The organism is Nocardioides pacificus (assembly GCF_054775955.1).
This window is the reverse complement of sequence record NZ_BAAHCI010000005.1, coordinates 558,726-578,441: the sequence shown is the minus strand read 5'-3', so window position 1 is coordinate 578,441 and position 19,716 is coordinate 558,726. Positions and strand designations below refer to the sequence as shown.

Here is a 19,716-nt window from a genome sequence, read left to right as displayed (position 1 = left end):
CCACGAGCCCAAGGCATGAGAGCCCGCCGTAGCGAAGCATTCGCGCGTCCTTGCGCTTGAAGAGCCGTACCTGACACGTGGCGAGGCCCCGTCCCTGGGGCCGCGCCGGAGAGAAAGTCTGCTATCTACAGACGTCTCGGGCAGGCGATTGCCACTTACCGCCACGTGGGAGATGTCACTGGCACGACGACTGCGACACGGGGCGACGCGCCTGTCTCGTGCTAGGCGGGGTCAGTTGACCGGGCTCTCCCCGAGGGTGACGGTGGCCGCGCGGGTCTCGCCGGCCCTCGTCGTCCAGGTGAGCTCCACCTGCTCTCCCGGCTCGTACGTCGCGAGCCGGGCGGTCAGGTCGCTGAGCGAGGTGAGCGCCGACCCGTCGAGCGCGGTGATCACATCCCCGACGACCAGGCCGACGTCGTCGGTGGCGCTGCCCGTCTCGACCTCGGCCACCCCCACACCGTCGGCGGTGGTCTGGGCCCCGATGCCGAGGTAGGCACCGGGCCCGATCCGCACGGTCCCGCTCTCGTCGCCGTCCTCGATCCGGTCGACGATCGCGAGCGCGTCCTCGATCGGCACGGCGTAGCTCTGCGCGCCACGGTTCTGGGCGCCACCGTTCTGGCCGCCGCGGTTCTGGGCCGCGTTCATCGACGCGGCCGTGCTGATGCCGACGACCTCCCCCTGGTCGTCGAGCATCGGCCCGCCGGAGTAGCCCGACACCACCGCCGCATCGGTCTGCAGCAGGCCGGTCAGCTCGGCATCGGTCGCACCGAAGCCCATCTTGTCCGAGGTGGTGATCTGCTGCTCGAGCGCGGTGACCGAGCCCGTCATCGCCGAGAGGAATCCCTGGCCCTGCGCGTTGCCGATCGCGGTCACGCCCGCGCCGACGACCGCATCGCCGTCATCGTCCAGCGCCACGGTGTCCAGACCCGAGGCGTCCTCGAGCTGCAGCAGGGCGACGTCGGCCGTCTCGTCGGCGCCGACCAGCTCCGCGCCGTACGTCGTGCCGTCGACGGCGACGCTCACCTGGACCTCGGTGGAGTCCTCGACGACGTGGTAGTTCGTCAGCACCAGCCCGCCGGACGTGAGCACCATGCCGGTGCCGGCGCCCGCCCCTCCCCGCATCAGGGACTCGACGAGCACGACGCCCGCGGACTGCTCCTCGCTGGCCTCGACGCCGGTGAGGCTCGAGGGGATGCCCTGGATTCCGCCGCCGGCGCCGAAGCCGCCGTCGGGCAGCTCGGTCCCCGTGCCGCCCTGGTCCGAGTCACCGGTGCCCGCGCCCCGGTCCGTGGAGCTGATCACCGGCTCGTCGTCGGTCAGCACCATCGTGAGCGGGACGGCCACGCCGGCCGAGAGCACGGCTCCGGCCACGGCCCCGGCGAGACCGCTGAGGATCACCGGCTTCCAGCCCGGCCGCCTCGACGGAGGCGGTTGGTGGCTGAACGGGTGCTGGGCGTAGGAGTAGGAGGGGGCCGACGTCGGTTGAGGCGATGCCGCCCGGGGCGTCTGGAAGGGGTCGGAGCTGCTCATGCCTCCACGAAACCCGCCGTACCTCGGATCAGGATGGGAGCAGCCTGTGAGCTTGCTGTGAACCCCGGCCGCCTGGCCCTGCTCAGTGCTCGACGCCGAGGTGCTTCATCAGGTTGGCCGAGAACTGGTGCCCCATCGTCAGCACGACGCCCTTCATCGCGGCCTGCACCGCCGGGGCGGCGATCCGCGCCAGCGGCAGCTCGACCTCGACGCCGAGACTGATCGAGAGATGGGTGCCCTCGCCTGCGTCCTTCATCACGTACCAGCCGTTGACGCCGGCGTGCTCCACGGCGCCGGGCGGCGGCTCGTGGACGTAGTCGATGCGGTTCAGCTCGTCGAAGACCATCCGCTCGGTGAAGGAGGGCGCGACGCTGATGCCGAGGACCGGGAGCTTGCTCATCTCCCAGCGCCAGTAGTCGCCGTCCGCCTCGATGTTGGCCAGGAACGGCGTGAACCTGGTGAGCAGGTCCGGGTCGGTGAGCACCGCCCAGATCTCCTCGCGAGGAGCGGGGACGACGGCTTGCGACTCCGTCGACGTACGGAAGCGGTTCATGCGAGAAAGGACCTTTCCTCGGCGGTGAAGAGCCTCGGCGCGGAAGCGCGTTCAGCCTAGCGGGCACCTGCACGGGGTCCGGGTCCCTGCCAGCCCTACCCCGGCAGCGGCACCCGCAGGAACGCCGGCCGGTAGAGGAACGGGTTCTCCTGGACCTTGGAGGCGTCGGTGTAGTTGCGGCTGTAGGAGACCACCACGGAGTCCCGGCGCGGGAGCAGGTCGGGGTGGGCCAGCGGCATGTAGCGCAGCTCGCCGGTCTCGCTGATCGACGGCAGCTGGGCGAGCACGACCGGGTCCGTGAAGGGCCCCTCGGGCGAGGGCGCCGTCCAGACGACCAGGTCGGTGCCGAGGAACTCGTCGCGTTTGCTCAGCGCATACCAGCGCCCGTTCTTCTCGAACACGCTCAGCGTCTGGGAGACACCACCCTGCGCCCCGATCAGTTCCGCCGCATCGTCGGCGTCGCCCTGCCAGCGCTCGCCGTCCCAGTACTCCCAGCGCCTCTGCTCGAGGATCTGCTCGGGCCGCACCCGCGCTACGCGCAGCGCGAACCCGAAGATGCCCTCCCCCGCAGGACGGGAGGTGCCGTAGAGGTAGAGCCAGTCGCCCGACACCGCCGACGCGGCACCCCAGACCGGTCGCGTCGTGTCGGGGTCGTCCGGGCCGAGGTCCTGCTGCGCGATCAGCTGGGGCGTCTCGCCGCGGAGTACGACGAACACCGCGGCCGACGGTCCCAGGATGTCGAAGGCGAAGATGCCGTCCGGCCCGTCCGTCGCCTGCACCCGTTGGGTGAGGACCGCGACGAGGTCGTAGCCGGGACGCTCGACGCGGCCCACGGACATCGGCCAGTAGCCGACCCCGTCGGCGCGGTCGGGGATGAGGGCACCGTGGTCCGCCGGGAGGACGACCTGGACGCACTCGGACGAGAACGCCAGCATCGAGTTGCGCACGAACCGCTGCCCGTCGAAGTCGACCGCGCGCAGCGTGTCGGCGAAGACCCACAGCCGGCGCCCGTCCTGCAGCGTCACGTCGGCCCCGACGTCGGCGCCGGCGAACTCGCCGCCCCCGCGCACCTCGTCGGCGAAGGCGTTGAGGTCGCGGACGGAGTCGAGCCGACCGGTGGGCAGGCACTGCGTCTCGCTGGCGAGCGGTACGGCGGGCGGGTCCAGGTCGACCTCGACGTCCGGGACGACCAGGATCGAGCCCAGGGAGAGCACCATCACCGGGGCCACGACCCCGAGGACGCGCAGCCGCCACGGCAGGCGGGTCCCGTGTGGCTGTGCACCCATCGGACCTCCCGTCCTGCAGTCTCGTGCGCCCGTCGGCGCGGTTAGGCTCGGCCCATGGCGACGCTAGGGCAGGCATTCCCGCGTCCCGTGCTCATCCTCGTCGCCCTCGTGGCCCTCGTGCACGTCGGGCTCGCCCTGCAGCTCGCGAGCAGCGTGGGTGCGCCCCATCACGTCTCGCTGGTGATCGCCGCTCCGCCGATCGTCGCGCAGAGCCTCGCGGAGCGGGCCGAGGCGCTGCCCGGCGAGCCGTTCCAGGCCGCTGCACTGGCCGACGCCGCCGAGGCCCGCACCCGCGTCCAGGAGGGCGACGTCACCGCTGCCGTCCTGGTCGACCTGGTCGCGGACCGCGACCGTCTGCTCGTGTCCACGGCCGACGACCCGGCGCTGCGCGAGGCGATCGAGGTGCGCGTCGCCGCCGTCGGCGCGTCGTACGGCCGCGAGCTGGAGGTCCGGGTGCTCGAGACGGCCCAGAACCCGGGGGCCGAGCGCACGTGGGCGCACCTGCTGTCGGGGGCCTGGGTGGTCGTGGGCTTCCTGCTGGCCGCCGCACTCACGATGGTCCGCGGGCCGGTCGCCCGGACCGGCACCCACGCGGCGCTGCGGTTGGTCGGGCTGACGGCGGTCTGCTCGATCCTCGGACTGGTGGCCGCTGTGGCGACCCGGTCACTCTATGCCGTCGACCTGTGGCAGCTGTGGGCAATCGCCGGCGCCGCGATGCTCGTCGCCGCCTGGGTGATGCTCGCTTTCGAGAGCCTCTTCGGCCTCGCCGGCATCGGGGCAGCGAGCGCCGGGTTCCTGCTCCTGGCCATGCCGCTGGCGACGCTGCGCGACCCGTCGCTGCTCCCGCTGCCGTGGCCGCTGCTGACCCAGCTCACCCCGCACGGGGCGACGATCGAGGCGGTCAACGGGCTGGTCTTCTTCGACGACGTCCCGGCTCGCCCGGTCCTGGTGCTGCTGGTGTGGGCGCTGGTCCCGCTCCTCACCCTCGCCCTCGCCCGCCACGAGCGGCGGGTCACGGCGGCCGCCTGAGGCTCGGCGGCCGCCGTACGACGCTCAGCTGGCCTGGGCGTCGCGCTCCGCGACCATGTTGAGCGCGATGTCCACGATCATGTCCTCCTGGCCACCGACGAGACGACGCCGGCCGGCCTCCATCAGGATCGAGCGGACGTCGATGCCGTAGCGCTGGGAGGCGGCCTCGGCGTGGCGCAGGAAGCTCGAGTAGACCCCGGCGTACCCCAGCGTGAGCGTCTCGCGGTCCACCCGCACCGGACGGTCCTGCAGCGGGCGGACGATGTCGTCGGCGGCGTCCTGGAGCGCGAAGACGTCGCAGCGGTGGTTCCACTCGTAGATGTCCGCGACCGCGATGAACGCCTCGATCGGGCAGTTGCCGGCCCCGGCGCCGTGTCCGGCCAGCGACGCGTCGACGCGGGTCACGCCGTTCTCGACGGCGACGACGGAGTTGGCCACCGAGAGCGAGAGGTTCTCGTGGGCGTGGATGCCGATCTCGGTGCCCGCGTCGAGGATGTCGCGGTAGGCCCGCACCCGGTCGGCCACCCCGTTCATCGTGAGCCGGCCGCCGGAGTCGGTGACGTAGACGCAGTGCGCGCCGTACGACTCCATCAGCTTGGCCTGCTTGGCGAGCTCGTCGGCAGGTGCCATGTGGCTCATCATCAAGAAGCCGGCCACGTCCATGCCGATCTCGCGGGCGGTCGCGATGTGCTGCGCGGAGACGTCGGCCTCGGTGCAGTGGGTGGCGACGCGCACCGAGCGGACGCCCAGGCTGTAGGCGTGCTTGAGCTCCTCGATGGTGCCGACGCCGGGCAGCAGCAGCGTGGTCAGCCGGGCCTTGTCGATGTTGGCGGCGGCCGCCTCGATCCACTCCCAGTCGGTGTGGGACCCGGGGCCGTAGTTGACCGACCCACCTGCCAGGCCGTCGCCGTGCGCGACCTCGATGGCGTCGACGCCGGCCGCGTCGAGGGCGGCAACGATCCGGCCGACGTTGTCGGGCGTGATCCGGTGGCGTACGGCGTGCATGCCGTCGCGCAGCGTGACGTCCTGGATGAAGAGCTCGGTGGTCATCGGGTGGCCCCCTTCTGGGCGATCCGCTCGGCCATCTGCAGCGCCGCGGAGGTCATGATGTCGAGGTTGCCGGCGTAGGCCGGGAGGTAGTGGGCGGCGCCCTCCACCTCAAGGAAGACCGACACCTGGTGGGTCGGGCGGGTGCTGGTGCCTTCCTTGAACAGCGTGTGCACCGGCTGGTCCTCGGGGATCTCCGTGATCTGGACCTGCTGCTTGAGCCGGTAGCCCGGCACGTAGGCGGCGACGTCGCCGACCATCTTCTCGACCGACGCCCGAATCTCGTCGTGCATCGACTCGTCGGGCGCCGCGACCAGGCAGAAGACCGTGTCGCGCATGATCAGCGGCGGCTCGGCGGGGTTGAGGATGATGACGGCCTTGCCACGCTCGGCGCCGCCGACCTTCTCGATGGCGTGCGAGGTGGTCTCGGTGAACTCGTCGATGTTGGCGCGGGTGCCGGGCCCGGCGGACTTCGACGCGATCGAGGCGACGATCTCGGCATAGGCGACCGGTACGACGCGCGAGACGGCCGCGACGATCGGGATCGTGGCCTGGCCGCCGCAGGTGACCATGTTGGCGTTGGGCTCGTCGAGGTGCTCCTCGATGTTGACCGCCGGCACCACGAACGGGCCGATGGCGGCCGGGGTGAGGTCGATCATCCGCTTGCCCAGCGGCTGCAGCTTGGCGGCGTTGGCGATGTGGGCCTTGGCCGAGGTCGCGTCGAAGACGATCTCGATGTCGTCGAAGCCCTCCATCGCCATCAGCCCGTCGACGCCCTCGTGGGTGGTCGGCACCTTGAAGCGCGCGGCGCGGGCCAGGCCATCGGAGTCGGGGTCGATGCCGACCATCGCGCCCATCTCGAGGTTCTTCGAGAGGCGCATCACCTTGATCATCAGGTCGGTGCCGATGTTGCCGGAGCCGATGATGGCGACCTTGGTCTTCTTCTCACTCATGACGCTTCTCCCTGCGGGTCGGGGCTCGTGAAGTGGGCGGTGACGCTGCCGAGGCCGCTGATCACGGCGGTGACGATGGCGCCGGGCTCGACGGGACGCATCGGGCCGAGCGCGCCGGAGAGGATGACCTGGCCGGCGCGCAGCGGCTCACCGTGGTCACGGGCCATCCGTGCCAGCCAGGACAGGGCGTTCAGCGGGTCGCCGAGGCAGGCGGCGCCGTTGCCGGTGGAGACGATCTCGCCGTCGATGCTCATCGACATCTCGACCTCGACCGGCTCGACCTCGTCGAGGGTTTGCCGCTCGGAGCCGAGGACGTAGAGCCCGCTGGAGGCGTTGTCGGCGACGGTGTCGCCGAAGGAGATGTTCCAGTTGCCGATCCGCGAGTCGACGATCTCGAGCGCGACCACGGCGTACTCGACCGCGCCGCGGACCTGCGCCACGTCCAGGGGGCCCTCGGCCAGGTCCTGCGAGAGCACGAACGCCACCTCGGCCTCGGCCTTGGGCTGCAGCAGACGATCCATCGGGACGACGCCGTCGGCGCTGCAGTCCATGTCGTCGAAGAGCACGCCGAAGTCGGGCTGGTCGACGCCGAGCTGGGTCTGCACGGCCTCGGACGTGGCGCCGATCTTGCGTCCGACGATGCGCGCGCCGCCGGCCAGGCGAGCAGCGGTCAGCTGCTCCTGGACCCGGTAGGCCGCCGCCACGTCGTCGGACCCGATCAGGTCGCGGACGGGCTCGCAGGGCTCACGGTCGGTGAGCGCGGCGATCAGCCGGTCCGCCGCCGCGGTGATCGCCTCGGGCGTCGGTGACTCCGGACGGGGGGCCGAGTCGTGGGGGGTAGTCGTCATCGGGTCTTTCCGGTTCGCAGATCGTGGGAGGCCACAGCGGGCCAGTGCCCCCACCTTCCGCCATCACCCCACCCCGCAACAGCCGAAGGTTCCACTCAGTGGAACCCCCCACCCAGCCCAGTCGGCGCATCTTCACCGCCCAGTCGGCGCAAATTGTCAGCCGAGTCGGCGCATCTTCACCGCCCAGTCGGCGCAAGTTGTCAGTCCGTACGACGCAACGCGTCGCGGCGCGCGAGGGTCGCCGCGATCCCGGCGGCCGCGGCGTGCACGGAGGCGGCGTGCCGCTGCGGCTGGAAGCGGGTGATCGGCCCGGTCACGCTGACAGCGGCCACCACCCGGTCGCGGCCGTCGAGGATCGGAGCGGCCACGCAGACGACGCCGACCGCCGACTCCTCGAACTCGAAGGCCACCCCCGCCTCCACGATCGTCTCGAGCTGCTGGGCCAGGATGCCGGGGGCGACGATCGTGCGCGGCGTGAGGCGGGCCATGGCACTCCCCAGCACGCGCTCGCGCACGTCCTCGGGGGCGCGGGCGAGCAGGGCCTTGCCGATGGCCGTCGCATGGAGCGGCATCCGACCGCCCAGCCGGGACGGCGACCGCACCTGCTGATGACCGCCGACCTTCGCGACGTACACCACCTCGGTGTCCTCGCGCAGCCCCAGGTGCACCGTCTCGTGGGTGCGCTCGTAGAGGTCCTCGAGGAACGGTGTGGCCACCTCGAGCAGCCCGCGCTCGACCGACGCGCGCATGCCGAGCGCGAAGAGCTGTCCGGAGAGGCGGTAGTCCTGGCCCTCCCGGTCGAGCAGCCCACCCGCTACGAGGTCGGCGGCGACGCGGTGCAGGGTGCCCTTCGGCAGGCCGGTGCGTCGACCCAGCTCGGCCAGGGTGACACCGGTGTCCTCGGCGGTGAACGCCTGCAGCACCCGGAGCACCTTCGCCAGCACGCTGGCCGGGTTGAGCACAGGCTCGGTCCCTGCGTTCTTCGCTGACTCGCTCACTGCTGCCTCCCCACGCTCATCCGAGACTGCGTGCGCGTGAAATTGCGCCGACTCGGCTGCGAAATTGCGCCGAGTCGGCGGTGAAGATGCGCCGACTCGGCGGTCAGGAGAAGTGTGCCCTGCCGCCCTTGAGCGCGGGACGGCCGTCGGCGGTGGCCTCGAAGCGCGCCTCAGCGCCCGCAGCCCCTCCCGCGTCGGCTCCGCCCGTCACCCAGGCGTCCACCTCGAGGGTGTCGCCGGGGAAGACGGGGGCGCCGAAGCGGCCGTCGAGCGAGACCAGGTCGGCGGGGTGGGCGCCGGCCGCGCGCGCCAACGGCAGCGTGACCGTGGCCAGCGTCGCCAGACCGTGCAGGAACGGCCGCGGCTGGCCGGCGGCCCGCGCGGCCTCCGGGTCGACGTGCATGTGGTGCCGGTCGCCGAGCAGGCGATAGAGGGCGGCCTGGTTGAGCGCGGTGGGTACGGCGAGCCGCGCCGTCGCCTCCCCCTCGGGAGCGGGCGGCGCCGACGGTCCCCGGTCGCCGCCGAACCCGCCGCAGCCGGGCGCGAAGATCGCCCACGTCGCGACCGAGTAGTCGCTCTCCACAGCTACCTCGAAGATCGCCGCCGAGCCCTTGTCCCACACAGCGGAGACCGACGCCTTCATCGCGACCTCGCCCGAGCGCGGCAGCGGCTTGAGCACCTCGAGGCGCTGCGAGCCGTGCACCGCGGTGGAGGTGTCGAAGGCCCCCGCCGACCCGAGCGCGTCCGGCGCCCACTGGGCCAGCGTCAGCGCGAAGGTCGGCAGCACCCGAAGCCGCTCCTCGAAGACCAGGTCGAGGTCGTCGGCAGCCGCCCCGACGGCGAGCGCGTAGAGCATCGCGTCGCGCTCGTCGTACGCGTGCGTCTGCTCGCCGAGGACCTTCCCGACCCACTCGCCGGCGTTCTCCATCTGCCCTCCCAGGCTCGTCGGATCCAGGCTCGTCGGATCCAGGCTCGTCGTCGGATCCAGGCTGCTCATCGGTCGGCCCCGAGCACGAGGCCGCTGGTCGGCACGCCGGTGCCGGCGGTGACGACGACGTTGCCGACGTCGCCGGGCTGGTTGACGGACTCCCCGCGCACCAGCCGGACCGCCTCGGCGATCCCGTTCATGCCGTGCAGGTAGGCCTCGCCGAGCTGGCCGCCGTGGGTGTTGAACGGCAGCGAGCCGTCGAGCTCGAGGTGGCCGTCGGCGATGAAGTCGCGGGCCTCGCCGCGTCCGCAGAAGCCGAGCTCCTCCAGCTGCGGCAGCACGAACGGCGTGAAGTGGTCGTAGATGACCCCCGCGTCCATGTCCTGCGGGGTGAGCCCGCTCTGGCGCCACAGCTGCTGCGCGACCACGCCCATCTCGGGCAGCCCGGAGATCGTGGGGCGGTAATAGGACGTCATCATGTGCTGGTCCTTCGCCTGGCCCTGCGCCGCGGCACGAACCATGACCGGCGCCTGCGCGAGGTCGCGGGCCCGCTCGGCCGAGACGACCACGATCGCCTGGCCGCCGTCGGTCTCCTGGCAGCAGTCGAGCAGGTGCAGCGGCTCGGCGATCCAGCGCGAGGCCTGGTGCTCCTCGAGCGTGATCGGCCGGCCGTGGAACCACGCCTTGGGGTTGGTCGCCGCGTGCTTGCGGTCGACGACGGCGACGCGGCCGAAGTCCTCCGACGTGGCGCCATACTCGTGCATGTAGCGGCGCGCGAACATCGCGACCCACTGAGCCGGGGTGGAGAGGCCGTACGGCGTCATCCAGGAGTACGCCGCGCGGTCGGCGTTGGTGTCCATCGGCCGGTTGGCCTGGCCCAGCCCGTAGCGCTCGCCGGAGCGCTCGTTGAAGGCGCGCCAGCAGACGACGACCTCCGCGAGTCCGCTGTGGATGGCGGCCGCAGCCTGCGCGACGGTGCCGCACGCCGCGCCGCCGCCGTGCCCGACCCGGGAGAACCAGCTGAGGTCGCCGATGCCGACGTTGCGGGCGACGTGGTTCTCCGAGCTGGACTCGGCGGTGAACGTGATCATGCCGTCGACCTCCGACGGCGCGATGCCGGCGTCGGTCAGGGCGGCCTGGACGGCCTCGCAGGCCAGCTGCAGCTCGCTGCGGCCGGACTCCTTCGAGAACTCGGTGGCGCCGATGCCCGCGATCGCGGTGGCGCCGGAGATCGGCATGCTCATGCGTCGCTCCCCTGCGTGGCGGGATCAGCGGAGGGCAGCTCGACGACGACCGTGCCGCCGACGTGGGTGCCGAGCGCGTTGTCACCGCGTACGGCGACCTCGACGCGGTCGCCGTCCACCGCGGTGACCGAGCCGGTGAACGTCATCGTGTCGCCGGGGTAGTTGGGCGCCCCCAGCCGGATCTTGATCCGCTTCACGACCGCGGCCGGCCCGGCCCACTCGGCGACGTAGCGCTCGGTGAGGCCGTTGCTGGTCAGGATGTTCATGAAGATGTCCTTGGAGCCACGCTCCACGGCGAGCGCCGGGTCGTGGTGGACGTCCTGGTAGTCGCGGCTCGCGATCGCCGTCGCCACGATCAGCGTCCGGGTGATGGGGATCGCCAGCTCCGGGAGCGTGTCGCCGACGGCGACCCCGCTCGCCGTACGCGTGGGAGGCAGGACTGTGGGGGCCGGGGTCGTCACGAGCGGACCTCCTGGGTGGTGAGGACGCCGCCCAGGTCGGCCAGCGTGGCGGCCGCGCCGCCGAGGGTCGAGGAGAGCTGCTTGCCCCACAGGAAGAAGCGGTGCACCGGGTAGTCCACGTCGACGCCGATGCCGCCGTGCACGTGCTGCACCCGGTGCACGACGTCGAGCCCGCCCTGGTCGCACCACCACGACGCGACCAGCGAGGAGCGCGCGGCGGCGGGCCCGGTCGGGTCGTCCTCGAGGTCGCTGAGCGCCTGCCAGAGCGTGACGCGCATGGCGTCGATGTCGATCCAGCAGTCGGCGAGCTGGTGCTGCAGCGCCTGGAAGGTGCCGAGCGGGCGGCCGAACTGCTCGCGCTCGGAGAGGTACGACGCGGCGAGGGCCAGCGCGCCCGAGGCGACGCCGACCTGGACCGCCGCCAGCGCGACGACGGCGTGGCGCAGCACGGTGGTGAGCGCCGGTCCGCCGGGCTCGCCGACGGCCTGGGCCCGGACGCCGTCGAGGGTGAGCTCACCGGCGAGGTCGTGGGTGGTGACCGCGCTCAGCTCCCAGGCGAGGGCGTCGGTCTCCACCAGGAACAGGCCGGGGCCGGCGTCGGTGGTCGCCGAGACCAGCACGTGGCTGGCGCCCTGCGGCGAGGGGACGACGGCCTTGACGCCGGTGAGCGTCCAGCCGTCGCCATCGTCCGCCCGGGTGGCGCGGGTGCGGGGAGCGGCCGGCGCGGCGCCGTCGTACTCCTCCAGCGCGAGCGTGATCCGCAGCGAGCCGTCGGCAGCGCCGGGCAGCAGCGCGGCGCGCTGGGCGTCGGTGCCGTGCTCGGCGATCGCGAGCGCGCCGACTCCGGCGCTCCACAGCGGGACCGGGGCGACGCAGCGGCCCTGCTCCTCGAGCACCACCGCGAGCGCGGCCGGGCCGAGGCCGGCGCCGCCGTGCTCCTCGGGGAGCGCGATGCCGAGCAGGCCGGTGCGGGCCAGGTCGGCCCACAGCGCGTCGTCGAGGCGGGTCTCGGTGGTCTCGATCTCGCGGACCCGGTCGGTGGTCGCCTTGTCGGTGAAGACGTCGCGGGCCAGACCCTGGACGGCCTGGAGGTCCTCGTCGAGGTGGAAGTCCATCAGTGCTCCTGGGTCTCGGCGGTCTTAGGAAGGGTGCCCGCGCCAGCGGCGGGGCGGAAGACCGGCAGGGTCAGCTCGGGGTCGGCGTCGAGCCACTGCAGCTCCAGCGCCATGCCGATCTCGAGGTCGTCGCCCGCGCACTCGACGAGGTTCGTGATCAGCCTTGTGCCCTCGGCGAGCTCGACGACCGCGATCAGCTGCGGATAGTCGAACGCCGGGTGCTTGGGGTGGTGCGCGACGATCCAGCTGTAGAGCGTGGCCGCGCCGGACGCCTCGACGGTGTCCCACTCGAAGGACCCGCAGTGCGGGCAGCCCGGGCCGGGCGGGTGGCGCAGGGTCTCGCAGGAGGCGCAGCGCTGGATGACCAGCCGGTGCTCCTTGGCCGCCTCGAACCAGAACTGGTTGTCGAGGTTGACCGCCGGCCGCGGCCGCAGCGCGCGTCCCTCGTCGGTCGAGCCTGTCGAGACCCTCTCGCTGGTCGAGCCCGTCGAGACCGCAGGCTTGAACCGCAGCGTCCGCCACCGCTGCGTCGCGACGACCTCGCCGTCGGCGTCGCGGTAGGTCTTCAGCGTGGTGACGAATCGCCCGGTGCCGAGCCCGGTCCTCTTCTCCGGAGAGATCGCCTCGACGACCTCGTCTGAGCTGACGTGGTCGCCGGGCACGAGCTCACGGACGAACTCGAAGTCGGAGTCGGTCGCCACGACCGAGGTGTAGCCGCCCTCGGCGAGCAGGTCGACGAGCTCCTGGAAGGCGCCGGCAGCCCCAGTCGAGGCAGCCGGGCGCACGGTCGCGGCGTACCCGCGCATCACCCACGCCTGCGCCATCGAGGCCGGCGCGACGACATCCTCGCGGCCCGTTGCGCGAGCGGCGTCGGGATCGAGGTGGACCGGGCTGGAGAGCTCCATCGCCTCCACCCAGTGCCGGATCATCGCGACGTTGACCGGGTCCTGGGCGGGCTTGGCCTCGCTGAGCCGGCGCCCGACGAAGGCCATCAGCCGCTCGTCGTACGACGTGTCGGTCGCGGTCGTGCCCTGGGTCTCGGGCGCGCTCATCGCTTGCTCCGCGGCATCTTGAGCCCCTGGGTGGCGATCATGTCGCGCAGGACCTCGTTGACCCCGCCGCCGAAGGTGTTGACGATGCCCTGGCGGGAGAGCTGCTCGACCTGGCCGTGGATCGCGGCCGCGGGCGAGCCGGGACGGATCCGCCCCGCCGCGCCGAGCACCTGGGTGAGCGTGCGCTGGACGTCGATGTGGGTCTCCGTGCCGTAGGTCTTGGCGGCGCCGGCGGTGGCGCCGGTGAGCGTGCCCTCCTTGACCTCGGCGGTCATCTTCCAGTTCATCAGCCGCATCGCCTCGAGCTTGGCGTAGGTGCGCGCCATCTCGGTCTGCACCCAGGGCTGCTCGATGGTGCCGTTGGTCTTCGCCCAGTCGAGGACGGTCTCCCAGAGCTGGATCATCCGGCCGCCGAGCGCGGCGAGCGCGACCCGCTCGTGGTTGAGCTGCGCGGTGATCAGGCCCCAGCCGCCGTTCACCTCGCCGACGACCTCGCTGGCGGGCACGCGGATGCCGGAGTAGTAGGTCGCGGTGACGCTCATCCCGCCGACAGCCTTGATCGGGCTCCAGGTGTAGCCCGGGTCATCGCACGGCACGATCAGGATCGAGATGCCCTTGTGCTTGGGGGCCTCGGGGTCGGTGCGGCAGGCGAGCCAGACGTAGTCGGCGGTGTTGCCGCCGGTGGTGAAGATCTTGTTGCCGTCGACGACGAAGTCGCCGCTCGCCCCCTCCTGCACGGCGCGGGTGGAGAGCGCGGCGAGGTCGGTGCCGGCGTCGGGCTCGGTGTAGCCGATCGCGAAGACGATGTCGCCGGTGAGCATGCCGGGCAGGTACTTCGCCTTCTGCTCCTCGGTGCCGAACGCCATCAGCGTGGGTCCGACGGTGTTGATCGTGACGAGCGGGAACGGCACGCCGGCGCGCTGGACCTCGTCGTAGAAGATGAACTGCTCCTCGGCGGTCAGCCCGCGCCCGCCGTACTCGACCGGCCAGCCGACGCCCAGCCAGCCGTCGCGGCCGAGCATCTTGACGACCTCGCGGAAGCGGGGGCCGCCGGCGCCCTGCTCGCCGACCGCGCGTCGTTCGTCGTCGGGGAGGAGCGCGGCGAAGTAGGCGCGCAGCTCCTTGCGCAGCGCCTGCTGCTCCGGTGTCTCGCGAAGGTCCACGGGTGACTCCTGTTCGGGGGGTCGACGGCTCGACGGCCGACGCAGTAGACACATGTTAACCACGCGTCTATTCATCCGTCTATGGCGCCGGTAGGCTGTCGCGCATGGAAGGTTCCCGCGTCGTCCAGCACGTGCTCTCCCCCGCCCGGGCGGCCACCCGCGACAAGCTGATCGCCGCCGCCATCGAGCTGGCGAGCGAGGGCGGCTACGACGCGGTGGCGATCCGGCCGGTGGCCGCGCGCGCGGGCGTCTCGGTGCCGACCGCCTACCAGCACGTGAGCTCCAAGGACCAGATCCTCACCGAGGCCTTGATGTCACTGGGCCAGCGCTCCTCCGAGGGCGTGCGCCAGCGCCGGCCGCGCGGCGACTCCCCCGCCGACCGGCTGAGCGCGGTCTTCGCCCGGATCATGCGCGAGGCCGCCGACAAGCCGCTGCTCTACCAGGCGCTCTATCGCGCGTACGTCGCGAGCGCGCCGGCGCTGCTCGAGTCGGACACCCAGGTGGGCTTCGGTCCCGAGCGGGCCACCTGGATCGGCGACACCCTCCGCGCGGGCGACACCGCCGGCCACACGGACGAGGACCTCGAGGCGGCTGCCCGGATCCTCAGCACGCTCTTCCTCGGCGCGATGATCGGCGTGGCCGCCGGGCGCCCGGTCGACGAGGTGACCGCGCTGCTCGACGACGCCGTGCACCGGCTGCTGCCGGGAGGTGCGCGATGACGCCCTCCGTCGGCCCGGTCTCTTTGGAGGCCGTGACGTTCGGTGCGCTGGTCGAGGCCCGCGCCGAGGACGACTCCGTCGCGCTGCACTTCGAGGGCCAGTCCTGGACCTGGCGCGAGGTCGTCGCCGAGGCGCGGCTGCGGGCAGGACTGGCGTCGTCACTGGTCCGCTCATCGGGCCGCGAGGGCGAGCCGTGGCACGTCGGGCTCTTCTGTGAGAACACCCCCGAGCACCTCTTCTGGTGGCTCGCCGCCGCGCTCTCGGGGATGACGGTCGTCGGGCTCAACCCCACCCGGCGCGGCGCCGAGCTGGCCCGTGACGTGACGTTCACCGAGTGCCAGCTGCTGGTCGTCGACGAGGCCCGGGCGCCGCTGCTCGAGGGCGTCTCCCTCGGCCCGTCACTGGGGCCCTCCCTTGGGGAGGAGCGGGTGCTGCGCGTCGGCTCCTCGTCGTACGACGAGGCGCTGGCGGGCGCCGCGCCGTACGCGTCGCGCGAGGTCTCCCCAGACACGATCCTGTCGCTGATCTTCACCTCCGGCACCACGTCGGCGCCCAAGGCGGTGATCTGCACACAGGGGCGGATGGGACGGATCGCGCAGCAGCAGGTCGAGCGACGCGAGCTGACCGGCGACGACGTGTTCTACGTCGTGATGCCGATGTTCCACTCCAACGCGATCATGGCCGGCGTCGCCCCGGCGGTCTGCACGGGCGGGACGCTGGTGCTGCGGCGGCGGTTCTCCGCGTCCGGGTTCCTGCCCGACGTGCGCCGGCACGGGGTGACGTTCTTCAACTACGTCGGCAAGCCGCTGAACTACGTGCTCGCGCAGCCCGAGCGGCCCGACGACGCCGACAACACGCTGCGGATCTGCTTCGGCAACGAGGCCAACGAGCGCGACATCGCGGAGTTCTCGCGCCGCTTCGGCTGCCGGGTGATCGACTCGTTCGGCTCCAGCGAGGGCGAGATCATCATCCAGCGGCTGCCGGGCACGCCGCCGGGGTCGCTGGGCCACGCACCGGAGGGGACGATCGTGGTCGACCCGGCGACGGGGCTCGAGTGCCCGCCGGCGCGCTTCGACGCCGCCGGGCGGCTGCTCAACGGCGAGGAGGCGACCGGCGAGATCGTGAACACCGTCGGCGTGCCGCTCTTCGAGGGCTACTGGAAGAACCCCGAGGCCGAGGCGAGCCGGACCCGCGACGGCTGGATCTGGTCGGGCGACCTGGCCTATCGCGACGAGGACGGCTGGTTCTACTTCGCCGGACGCAACGGCGACTGGCTGCGCGTCGACGGGGAGAACATCGCCGCCGCCCCCGTCGAGCGCCTGCTCGGCCGCTTCCCGGGGTTCGCGGCCGTCGCCGTGCTCGCCGTACCGGACGAGACCGTGGGCGACCAGGTCCTCGCCGTCGTCGAGATGACGCCCGGCGCGGTCTTCGACCCCGAGGCGTTCGGCGACTTCCTCGCCGCCCAGCCCGACCTCGGCACCAAGTGGGCCCCGCGCTTCGTCCGCGTCGTCGACGAGATGCCGCGTACCGCCAGCAACAAGCTCCTCAAGCGAGCGGTCAGCACGACGACGACTGGCGAGCAGGTCTACGAGCGCACCGGCACCCACACCTACCGCTGACCCGTCAGAAGATTCGCGTGACCCGTCGCGAAGTGCGCGTGACCCGTCGCGAAGTGCGCGGGGCATCGACGCGTCGTGTGCCCCGTGACGCGTCCCAGCGCACCCTCGGGCACACGACCGCACGCCGAGCAGGGGCGCACGCCGAGCAGCGGGGGCGACTGCGGCACCAACGAGGCGGATGCGCTCCGTGTGACCCCCGAGGTGGTTGACGGTGTCAATCGCTGATGTTGTCGGGCGAAGCTTCGGCCGACAACATCAGCGTTCCCCGGTCGACCGGGGAAACCGCCAGCCCCCTACGACACATACCCCTCCGGCTTGCCCCAGCTGGCGCTGCGGGTGGTGTCGCGGTCGACGAGCACACAGCGGGTGCCGGTGAAGTTCGTCGGCATGCACTTGTTGCAGTGGATGCACAGCGACGCCTTGGCGTGGTCCTTCTGGATCCGGTTGACCAGGTCGGGCTCGCGCAGCAGCGAGCGCGCCATCGCGACGAACTGGAAGCCCTCGTTCATCGCGAGGTCCATCGAGGCCTTGTCGGTGATGCCGCCGAGCAGGATCATCGGCAGCTTCACCGCGTCGCGGATCTGGCGGGCGTCCTCGAGCAGGTAGGCGTCGCGGTAAGGGTAGGCCTTGATCAGCCGCTTGCCGATGACCTTGACGCCGAGTCGCACCGGCGGCGGCATCACGGCGGCGAACTCGTCCAGGGGCGCCTCGCCCTTGAAGAGGTACATCGGGTTCTTCAGCGACGAGCCCGCCGTCATCTCGAGGGCGTCGACGCTGCCGTCGGCCTCGATCCACTGCGCCACCGGGATCGCCTCGTCGAGCCAGAAGCCGCCGGGGTAGCCGTCGTCCATGTTCATCTTGGTGATGATCGCGATCTTGTCGCCGACCGCGTCGCGTACGGCGCGCAGGATCGCCCGCGGGAATCGCGCGCGGTTCTCCAGCGAGCCGCCGTACTGGTCCTTGCGCTTGTTGATCGCCGGGCTGAGGAAGGAGCTGGGGAGGTAGTTGTGCCCGAGGTGCACCTCGACGGCGTCGAAGCCGACCTCGATCGCGCGGCGGGCGGCGTCGGCGTGCGCCTCGATGACGCGCTCGATGTCGGCGACGGTGGCCTCGCGGGTGATGCTCTGCGTCACCAGCGACATCGACCGGCTCGGCGCGATGGCGGGCAGCCGGTTGGCCTTGGCTCCGGCGACCGGGCCGGCGTGTCCGATCTGCGCGGACGCGGCGGCGCCGTGGGCGTGGATCGCGTCGGTCAGCCGGCGCATGCCGGGCGCGGACTCGTCGTTCCACAGCAGCTGGTGGCGGTCGGTGCGGCCCTCGGGGGCGACCGCGCAGTAGGCGACGGTCGACATGCCGACCCCGCCCTCGGCGTACGCGGCGTGGAAGTCCACCAGGTCCTGCGTCACCAGGCCCTTGTGGCTCAGCCCCTCGTAGGTCGCCGCCTTGATCACCCGGTTGCGCAGGGTGAGCGGGCCCAGCGTCGCAGGGGCGAGTACGTCGGGAGCGGGAGCCGCGGGCGCGCCGGAAGTGGTGGAGGTCACCTTCCGACGGTATGTGAACGCGTCCGGGGCCGCCGCGGCAGCGTCCCGATGACCGGGATCATGTGGGACGCCCTGGCACCATCACCACCAGACGTCGTCCCCGGCAGCGAGGAGATCATGCACCCGGCACCGCCGCCCGCCCCGCGGGACCGGATCGAGCTCGTCTCCCACCTCGCGCGGCCGGCCGCGGAGGTCTGGGCCGCCGCGACCGACTTCTCGGGCATCACCGCCGAGCTGCGCCCCTGGCTGCGGATGACCGCGCCGGCCGACCAGCGCCGGCTGCCCGAGCAGGTGCAGCCGGGCCGACGGCTGTTCCGCTCCTGGCTGCTCCTGGGCGGCGTGGTCCCCATCGACTACGACGACCTCGCCCTCACCGAGCTCGAGCCCGGGCGCCGCTTCCTGGAGCAGTCGCGCATGCTGAGCGCCTCGCTGTGGCAGCACGAGCGCATCGTCGAGCCGACCGGGGCCACGACCTGTCGACTCGTCGACCGGGTGGCGTTCATCCCGCGTACGCCGCTGCACGGCTTGGTGCTGCGCTGGTTCGTGCCGCGGTTGTTCGCCCACCGCCACCGTCAGCTGCGCCGCCTGCACGGCCCGGCCGCCGGGGACGCCGGGACCACCGACGCCGCCGAGGGCCGCCCGTGAGCTGGATCCTCGACTGGCTGGTCCGGCTGATGCGGACCGTCGGCGCCCCCGGCGTGGGGGTGGCGACCGCCGTCGAGACGGTGTTCCCGCCGGTGCCCTCGGAGGCGGTCCTGCCACTGGCCGGCTACACCGCGAGCCTGGGGCACTACGGCCTGGTCTCCGCGATCGCGTGGGCGACGGCCGGCTCACTGATCGGCGCGCTGGTGCTCTACTACGCCGGCGCGATGCTGGGGGTGCGGCGGTTGGAGACGATCGCCGAGCGGGTGCCGCTGCTGCACGCCCGCGACGTGGAGCGCTCGATCGACTGGTTCGACCGGCACGGCCGCTCCGCCGTCTTCGTCGGGCGGCTCGTCCCGGGGGTGCGCAGCCTGATCTCGATCCCGGCCGGGGTCAACCGGATGCCGCTGCTGCAGTTCGCCGGCTACACCACGGCCGGCAGCCTGCTCTGGAACGCGGTCCTGATCGGCGCCGGCTATGAGCTCGGCGCACGGTGGCACCTGGTCGAGGGCCGACTGGGCGACGTCTCCAACGTCGCCTACGTGCTGATCGCCCTCGTCGTCGCCTGGTTCGTGGTCCGCAGGTGGCGCCGCCGCCACCGCCACGACTGACGGCGTACCGACAGCGCGGCCTCAGCCGCGCTCGCGCAGCGCGGTGACGAGCCGCTCGGTGCGGTCCTCGCCCTCCACGAGCTGACGCAGCAGCCACAGCCGCAGCGTCCCGGCGACGGCCGCCGCGACGTACAGCGCGGACCCGACGACGCTGAGCGCGAGGCAGAAGACCGCGAGGATGACGCCGGAGGTGATGTCGCGGGTGTCGTCCTGCGACAGCGAAGCCTGATAGGCGACGAACGCGCCGATCACCCCGCCGACCATCAGCAGGATGCCGATCACCCGCAGCGGCTTGTCCGACTTGGAGCCGTCGGACTTCAGCTTCAGGCGGGCGACGTCGTCGTGGAACTCGGTGCGGCGCTCTTCGGTGATCATGG

20 protein-coding genes are annotated in these 19,716 nt (G+C 72.2%); 5 read left to right on the top strand and 15 right to left on the bottom strand.

The window, feature by feature from the left end; translation table 11 throughout:
- Positions 1-231 precede the first annotated feature (231 nt).
- The 3 genes from ACYU7L_RS05310 to ACYU7L_RS05300 form a co-directional block, all read right to left on the bottom strand.
- Complete coding sequence (locus ACYU7L_RS05310; protein ID WP_460794245.1) at positions 232-1,530, bottom strand: S1C family serine protease; 1,299 nt, start codon at positions 1,528-1,530, stop codon at positions 232-234.
- 82 nt (positions 1,531-1,612) lie between these two features.
- Positions 1,613-2,083, bottom strand: a complete 471-nt coding sequence (locus tag ACYU7L_RS05305) for an SRPBCC family protein (RefSeq protein WP_460794243.1) — start codon at positions 2,081-2,083, stop codon at positions 1,613-1,615.
- Positions 2,084-2,178: 95 nt separating this feature from the next.
- The gene (locus ACYU7L_RS05300) at positions 2,179-3,369 is read right to left on the bottom strand and encodes a DUF4185 domain-containing protein (protein ID WP_460794242.1); all 1,191 of its coding nucleotides are present in this window, start codon (positions 3,367-3,369) and stop codon (positions 2,179-2,181) included.
- A 54-nt stretch (positions 3,370-3,423) separates the two neighbouring features.
- On the opposite strand from ACYU7L_RS05300, the gene ACYU7L_RS05295 reads away from it, so the two are divergent.
- Entirely contained in the window at positions 3,424-4,398 is a 975-nt protein-coding gene (locus ACYU7L_RS05295) for a hypothetical protein (protein ID WP_460794241.1), read from the top strand.
- 24 nt (positions 4,399-4,422) lie between these two features.
- On the opposite strand, the gene dmpG is transcribed toward ACYU7L_RS05295, so the two are convergent.
- From dmpG to ACYU7L_RS05245, 10 genes are all read right to left on the bottom strand, one after another.
- The gene (gene dmpG, locus ACYU7L_RS05290) at positions 4,423-5,448 is read right to left on the bottom strand and encodes a 4-hydroxy-2-oxovalerate aldolase (RefSeq protein ID WP_460794240.1); all 1,026 of its coding nucleotides are present in this window, start codon (positions 5,446-5,448) and stop codon (positions 4,423-4,425) included.
- A complete protein-coding gene (locus ACYU7L_RS05285) occupies positions 5,445-6,398 on the bottom strand; it encodes an acetaldehyde dehydrogenase (acetylating) (RefSeq protein ID WP_460794238.1) in 954 nt (317 codons plus the stop codon). Before ACYU7L_RS05285 ends, dmpG begins: the two co-directional genes overlap by 4 nt.
- A complete protein-coding gene (locus ACYU7L_RS05280; RefSeq protein ID WP_460794237.1) occupies positions 6,395-7,246 on the bottom strand; it encodes a 2-keto-4-pentenoate hydratase in 852 nt (283 codons plus the stop codon). Before ACYU7L_RS05280 ends, ACYU7L_RS05285 begins: the two co-directional genes overlap by 4 nt.
- Positions 7,247-7,446: 200 nt before the next feature.
- Positions 7,447-8,244: an IclR family transcriptional regulator gene (locus ACYU7L_RS05275; RefSeq protein ID WP_460794236.1), complete on the bottom strand. Its 798-nt coding sequence runs from the start codon at positions 8,242-8,244 to the stop codon at positions 7,447-7,449.
- 103 nt (positions 8,245-8,347) lie between these two features.
- Positions 8,348-9,241: a MaoC/PaaZ C-terminal domain-containing protein gene (locus tag ACYU7L_RS05270; protein ID WP_460794235.1), complete on the bottom strand. Its 894-nt coding sequence runs from the start codon at positions 9,239-9,241 to the stop codon at positions 8,348-8,350.
- A complete protein-coding gene (locus ACYU7L_RS05265; RefSeq protein WP_460794234.1) occupies positions 9,238-10,416 on the bottom strand; it encodes a lipid-transfer protein in 1,179 nt (392 codons plus the stop codon). The genes ACYU7L_RS05270 and ACYU7L_RS05265 overlap by 4 nt, the downstream gene beginning before the upstream one ends.
- Positions 10,413-10,877, bottom strand: a complete 465-nt coding sequence (locus tag ACYU7L_RS05260) for a MaoC family dehydratase (RefSeq protein ID WP_460794232.1) — start codon at positions 10,875-10,877, stop codon at positions 10,413-10,415. Before ACYU7L_RS05260 ends, ACYU7L_RS05265 begins: the two co-directional genes overlap by 4 nt.
- Positions 10,874-11,992, bottom strand: coding sequence for an acyl-CoA dehydrogenase family protein (locus ACYU7L_RS05255; protein ID WP_460794231.1), 1,119 nt, complete (start codon positions 11,990-11,992; stop codon positions 10,874-10,876). The genes ACYU7L_RS05260 and ACYU7L_RS05255 overlap by 4 nt, the downstream gene beginning before the upstream one ends.
- Positions 11,992-13,044 carry a bifunctional MaoC family dehydratase N-terminal/OB-fold nucleic acid binding domain-containing protein gene (locus tag ACYU7L_RS05250; protein ID WP_460794230.1) on the bottom strand — a complete coding sequence of 351 codons (1,053 nt, stop codon included), beginning with the start codon at positions 13,042-13,044 and terminating at the stop codon, positions 11,992-11,994. The genes ACYU7L_RS05255 and ACYU7L_RS05250 overlap by 1 nt, the downstream gene beginning before the upstream one ends.
- Positions 13,041-14,207, bottom strand: coding sequence for an acyl-CoA dehydrogenase family protein (locus ACYU7L_RS05245; protein WP_460794229.1), 1,167 nt, complete (start codon positions 14,205-14,207; stop codon positions 13,041-13,043). The genes ACYU7L_RS05250 and ACYU7L_RS05245 overlap by 4 nt, the downstream gene beginning before the upstream one ends.
- 104 nt (positions 14,208-14,311) lie before the next feature.
- Between ACYU7L_RS05245 and ACYU7L_RS05240 the strand changes: the two genes are divergently transcribed.
- Together ACYU7L_RS05240 and ACYU7L_RS05235 are read left to right on the top strand one after the other, a co-directional pair.
- Positions 14,312-14,926, top strand: coding sequence for a TetR/AcrR family transcriptional regulator (locus tag ACYU7L_RS05240; protein WP_460794228.1), 615 nt, complete (start codon positions 14,312-14,314; stop codon positions 14,924-14,926).
- Positions 14,923-16,545, top strand: coding sequence for an AMP-binding protein (locus ACYU7L_RS05235; RefSeq protein ID WP_460794227.1), 1,623 nt, complete (start codon positions 14,923-14,925; stop codon positions 16,543-16,545). The genes ACYU7L_RS05240 and ACYU7L_RS05235 overlap by 4 nt, the downstream gene beginning before the upstream one ends.
- Before the next feature lie 293 nt (positions 16,546-16,838).
- Here ACYU7L_RS05235 and ACYU7L_RS05230 read toward each other — a convergent pair whose 3' ends face one another.
- Positions 16,839-18,086, bottom strand: coding sequence for an NADH:flavin oxidoreductase (locus tag ACYU7L_RS05230; protein WP_460794226.1), 1,248 nt, complete (start codon positions 18,084-18,086; stop codon positions 16,839-16,841).
- A 48-nt stretch (positions 18,087-18,134) separates the two neighbouring features.
- On the opposite strand from ACYU7L_RS05230, the gene ACYU7L_RS05225 reads away from it, so the two are divergent.
- Together ACYU7L_RS05225 and ACYU7L_RS05220 are read left to right on the top strand one after the other, a co-directional pair.
- Positions 18,135-18,731, top strand: a complete 597-nt coding sequence (locus ACYU7L_RS05225; protein ID WP_460794225.1) for a hypothetical protein — start codon at positions 18,135-18,137, stop codon at positions 18,729-18,731.
- A complete protein-coding gene (locus tag ACYU7L_RS05220; protein ID WP_460794223.1) occupies positions 18,728-19,339 on the top strand; it encodes a DedA family protein in 612 nt (203 codons plus the stop codon). Before ACYU7L_RS05225 ends, ACYU7L_RS05220 begins: the two co-directional genes overlap by 4 nt.
- 21 nt (positions 19,340-19,360) lie before the next feature.
- Here the strand turns inward: ACYU7L_RS05220 and ACYU7L_RS05215 are convergent, their stop codons facing one another.
- Positions 19,361-19,714: a hypothetical protein gene (locus ACYU7L_RS05215; protein WP_460794222.1), complete on the bottom strand. Its 354-nt coding sequence runs from the start codon at positions 19,712-19,714 to the stop codon at positions 19,361-19,363.
- Positions 19,715-19,716: the final 2 nt, after the last annotated feature.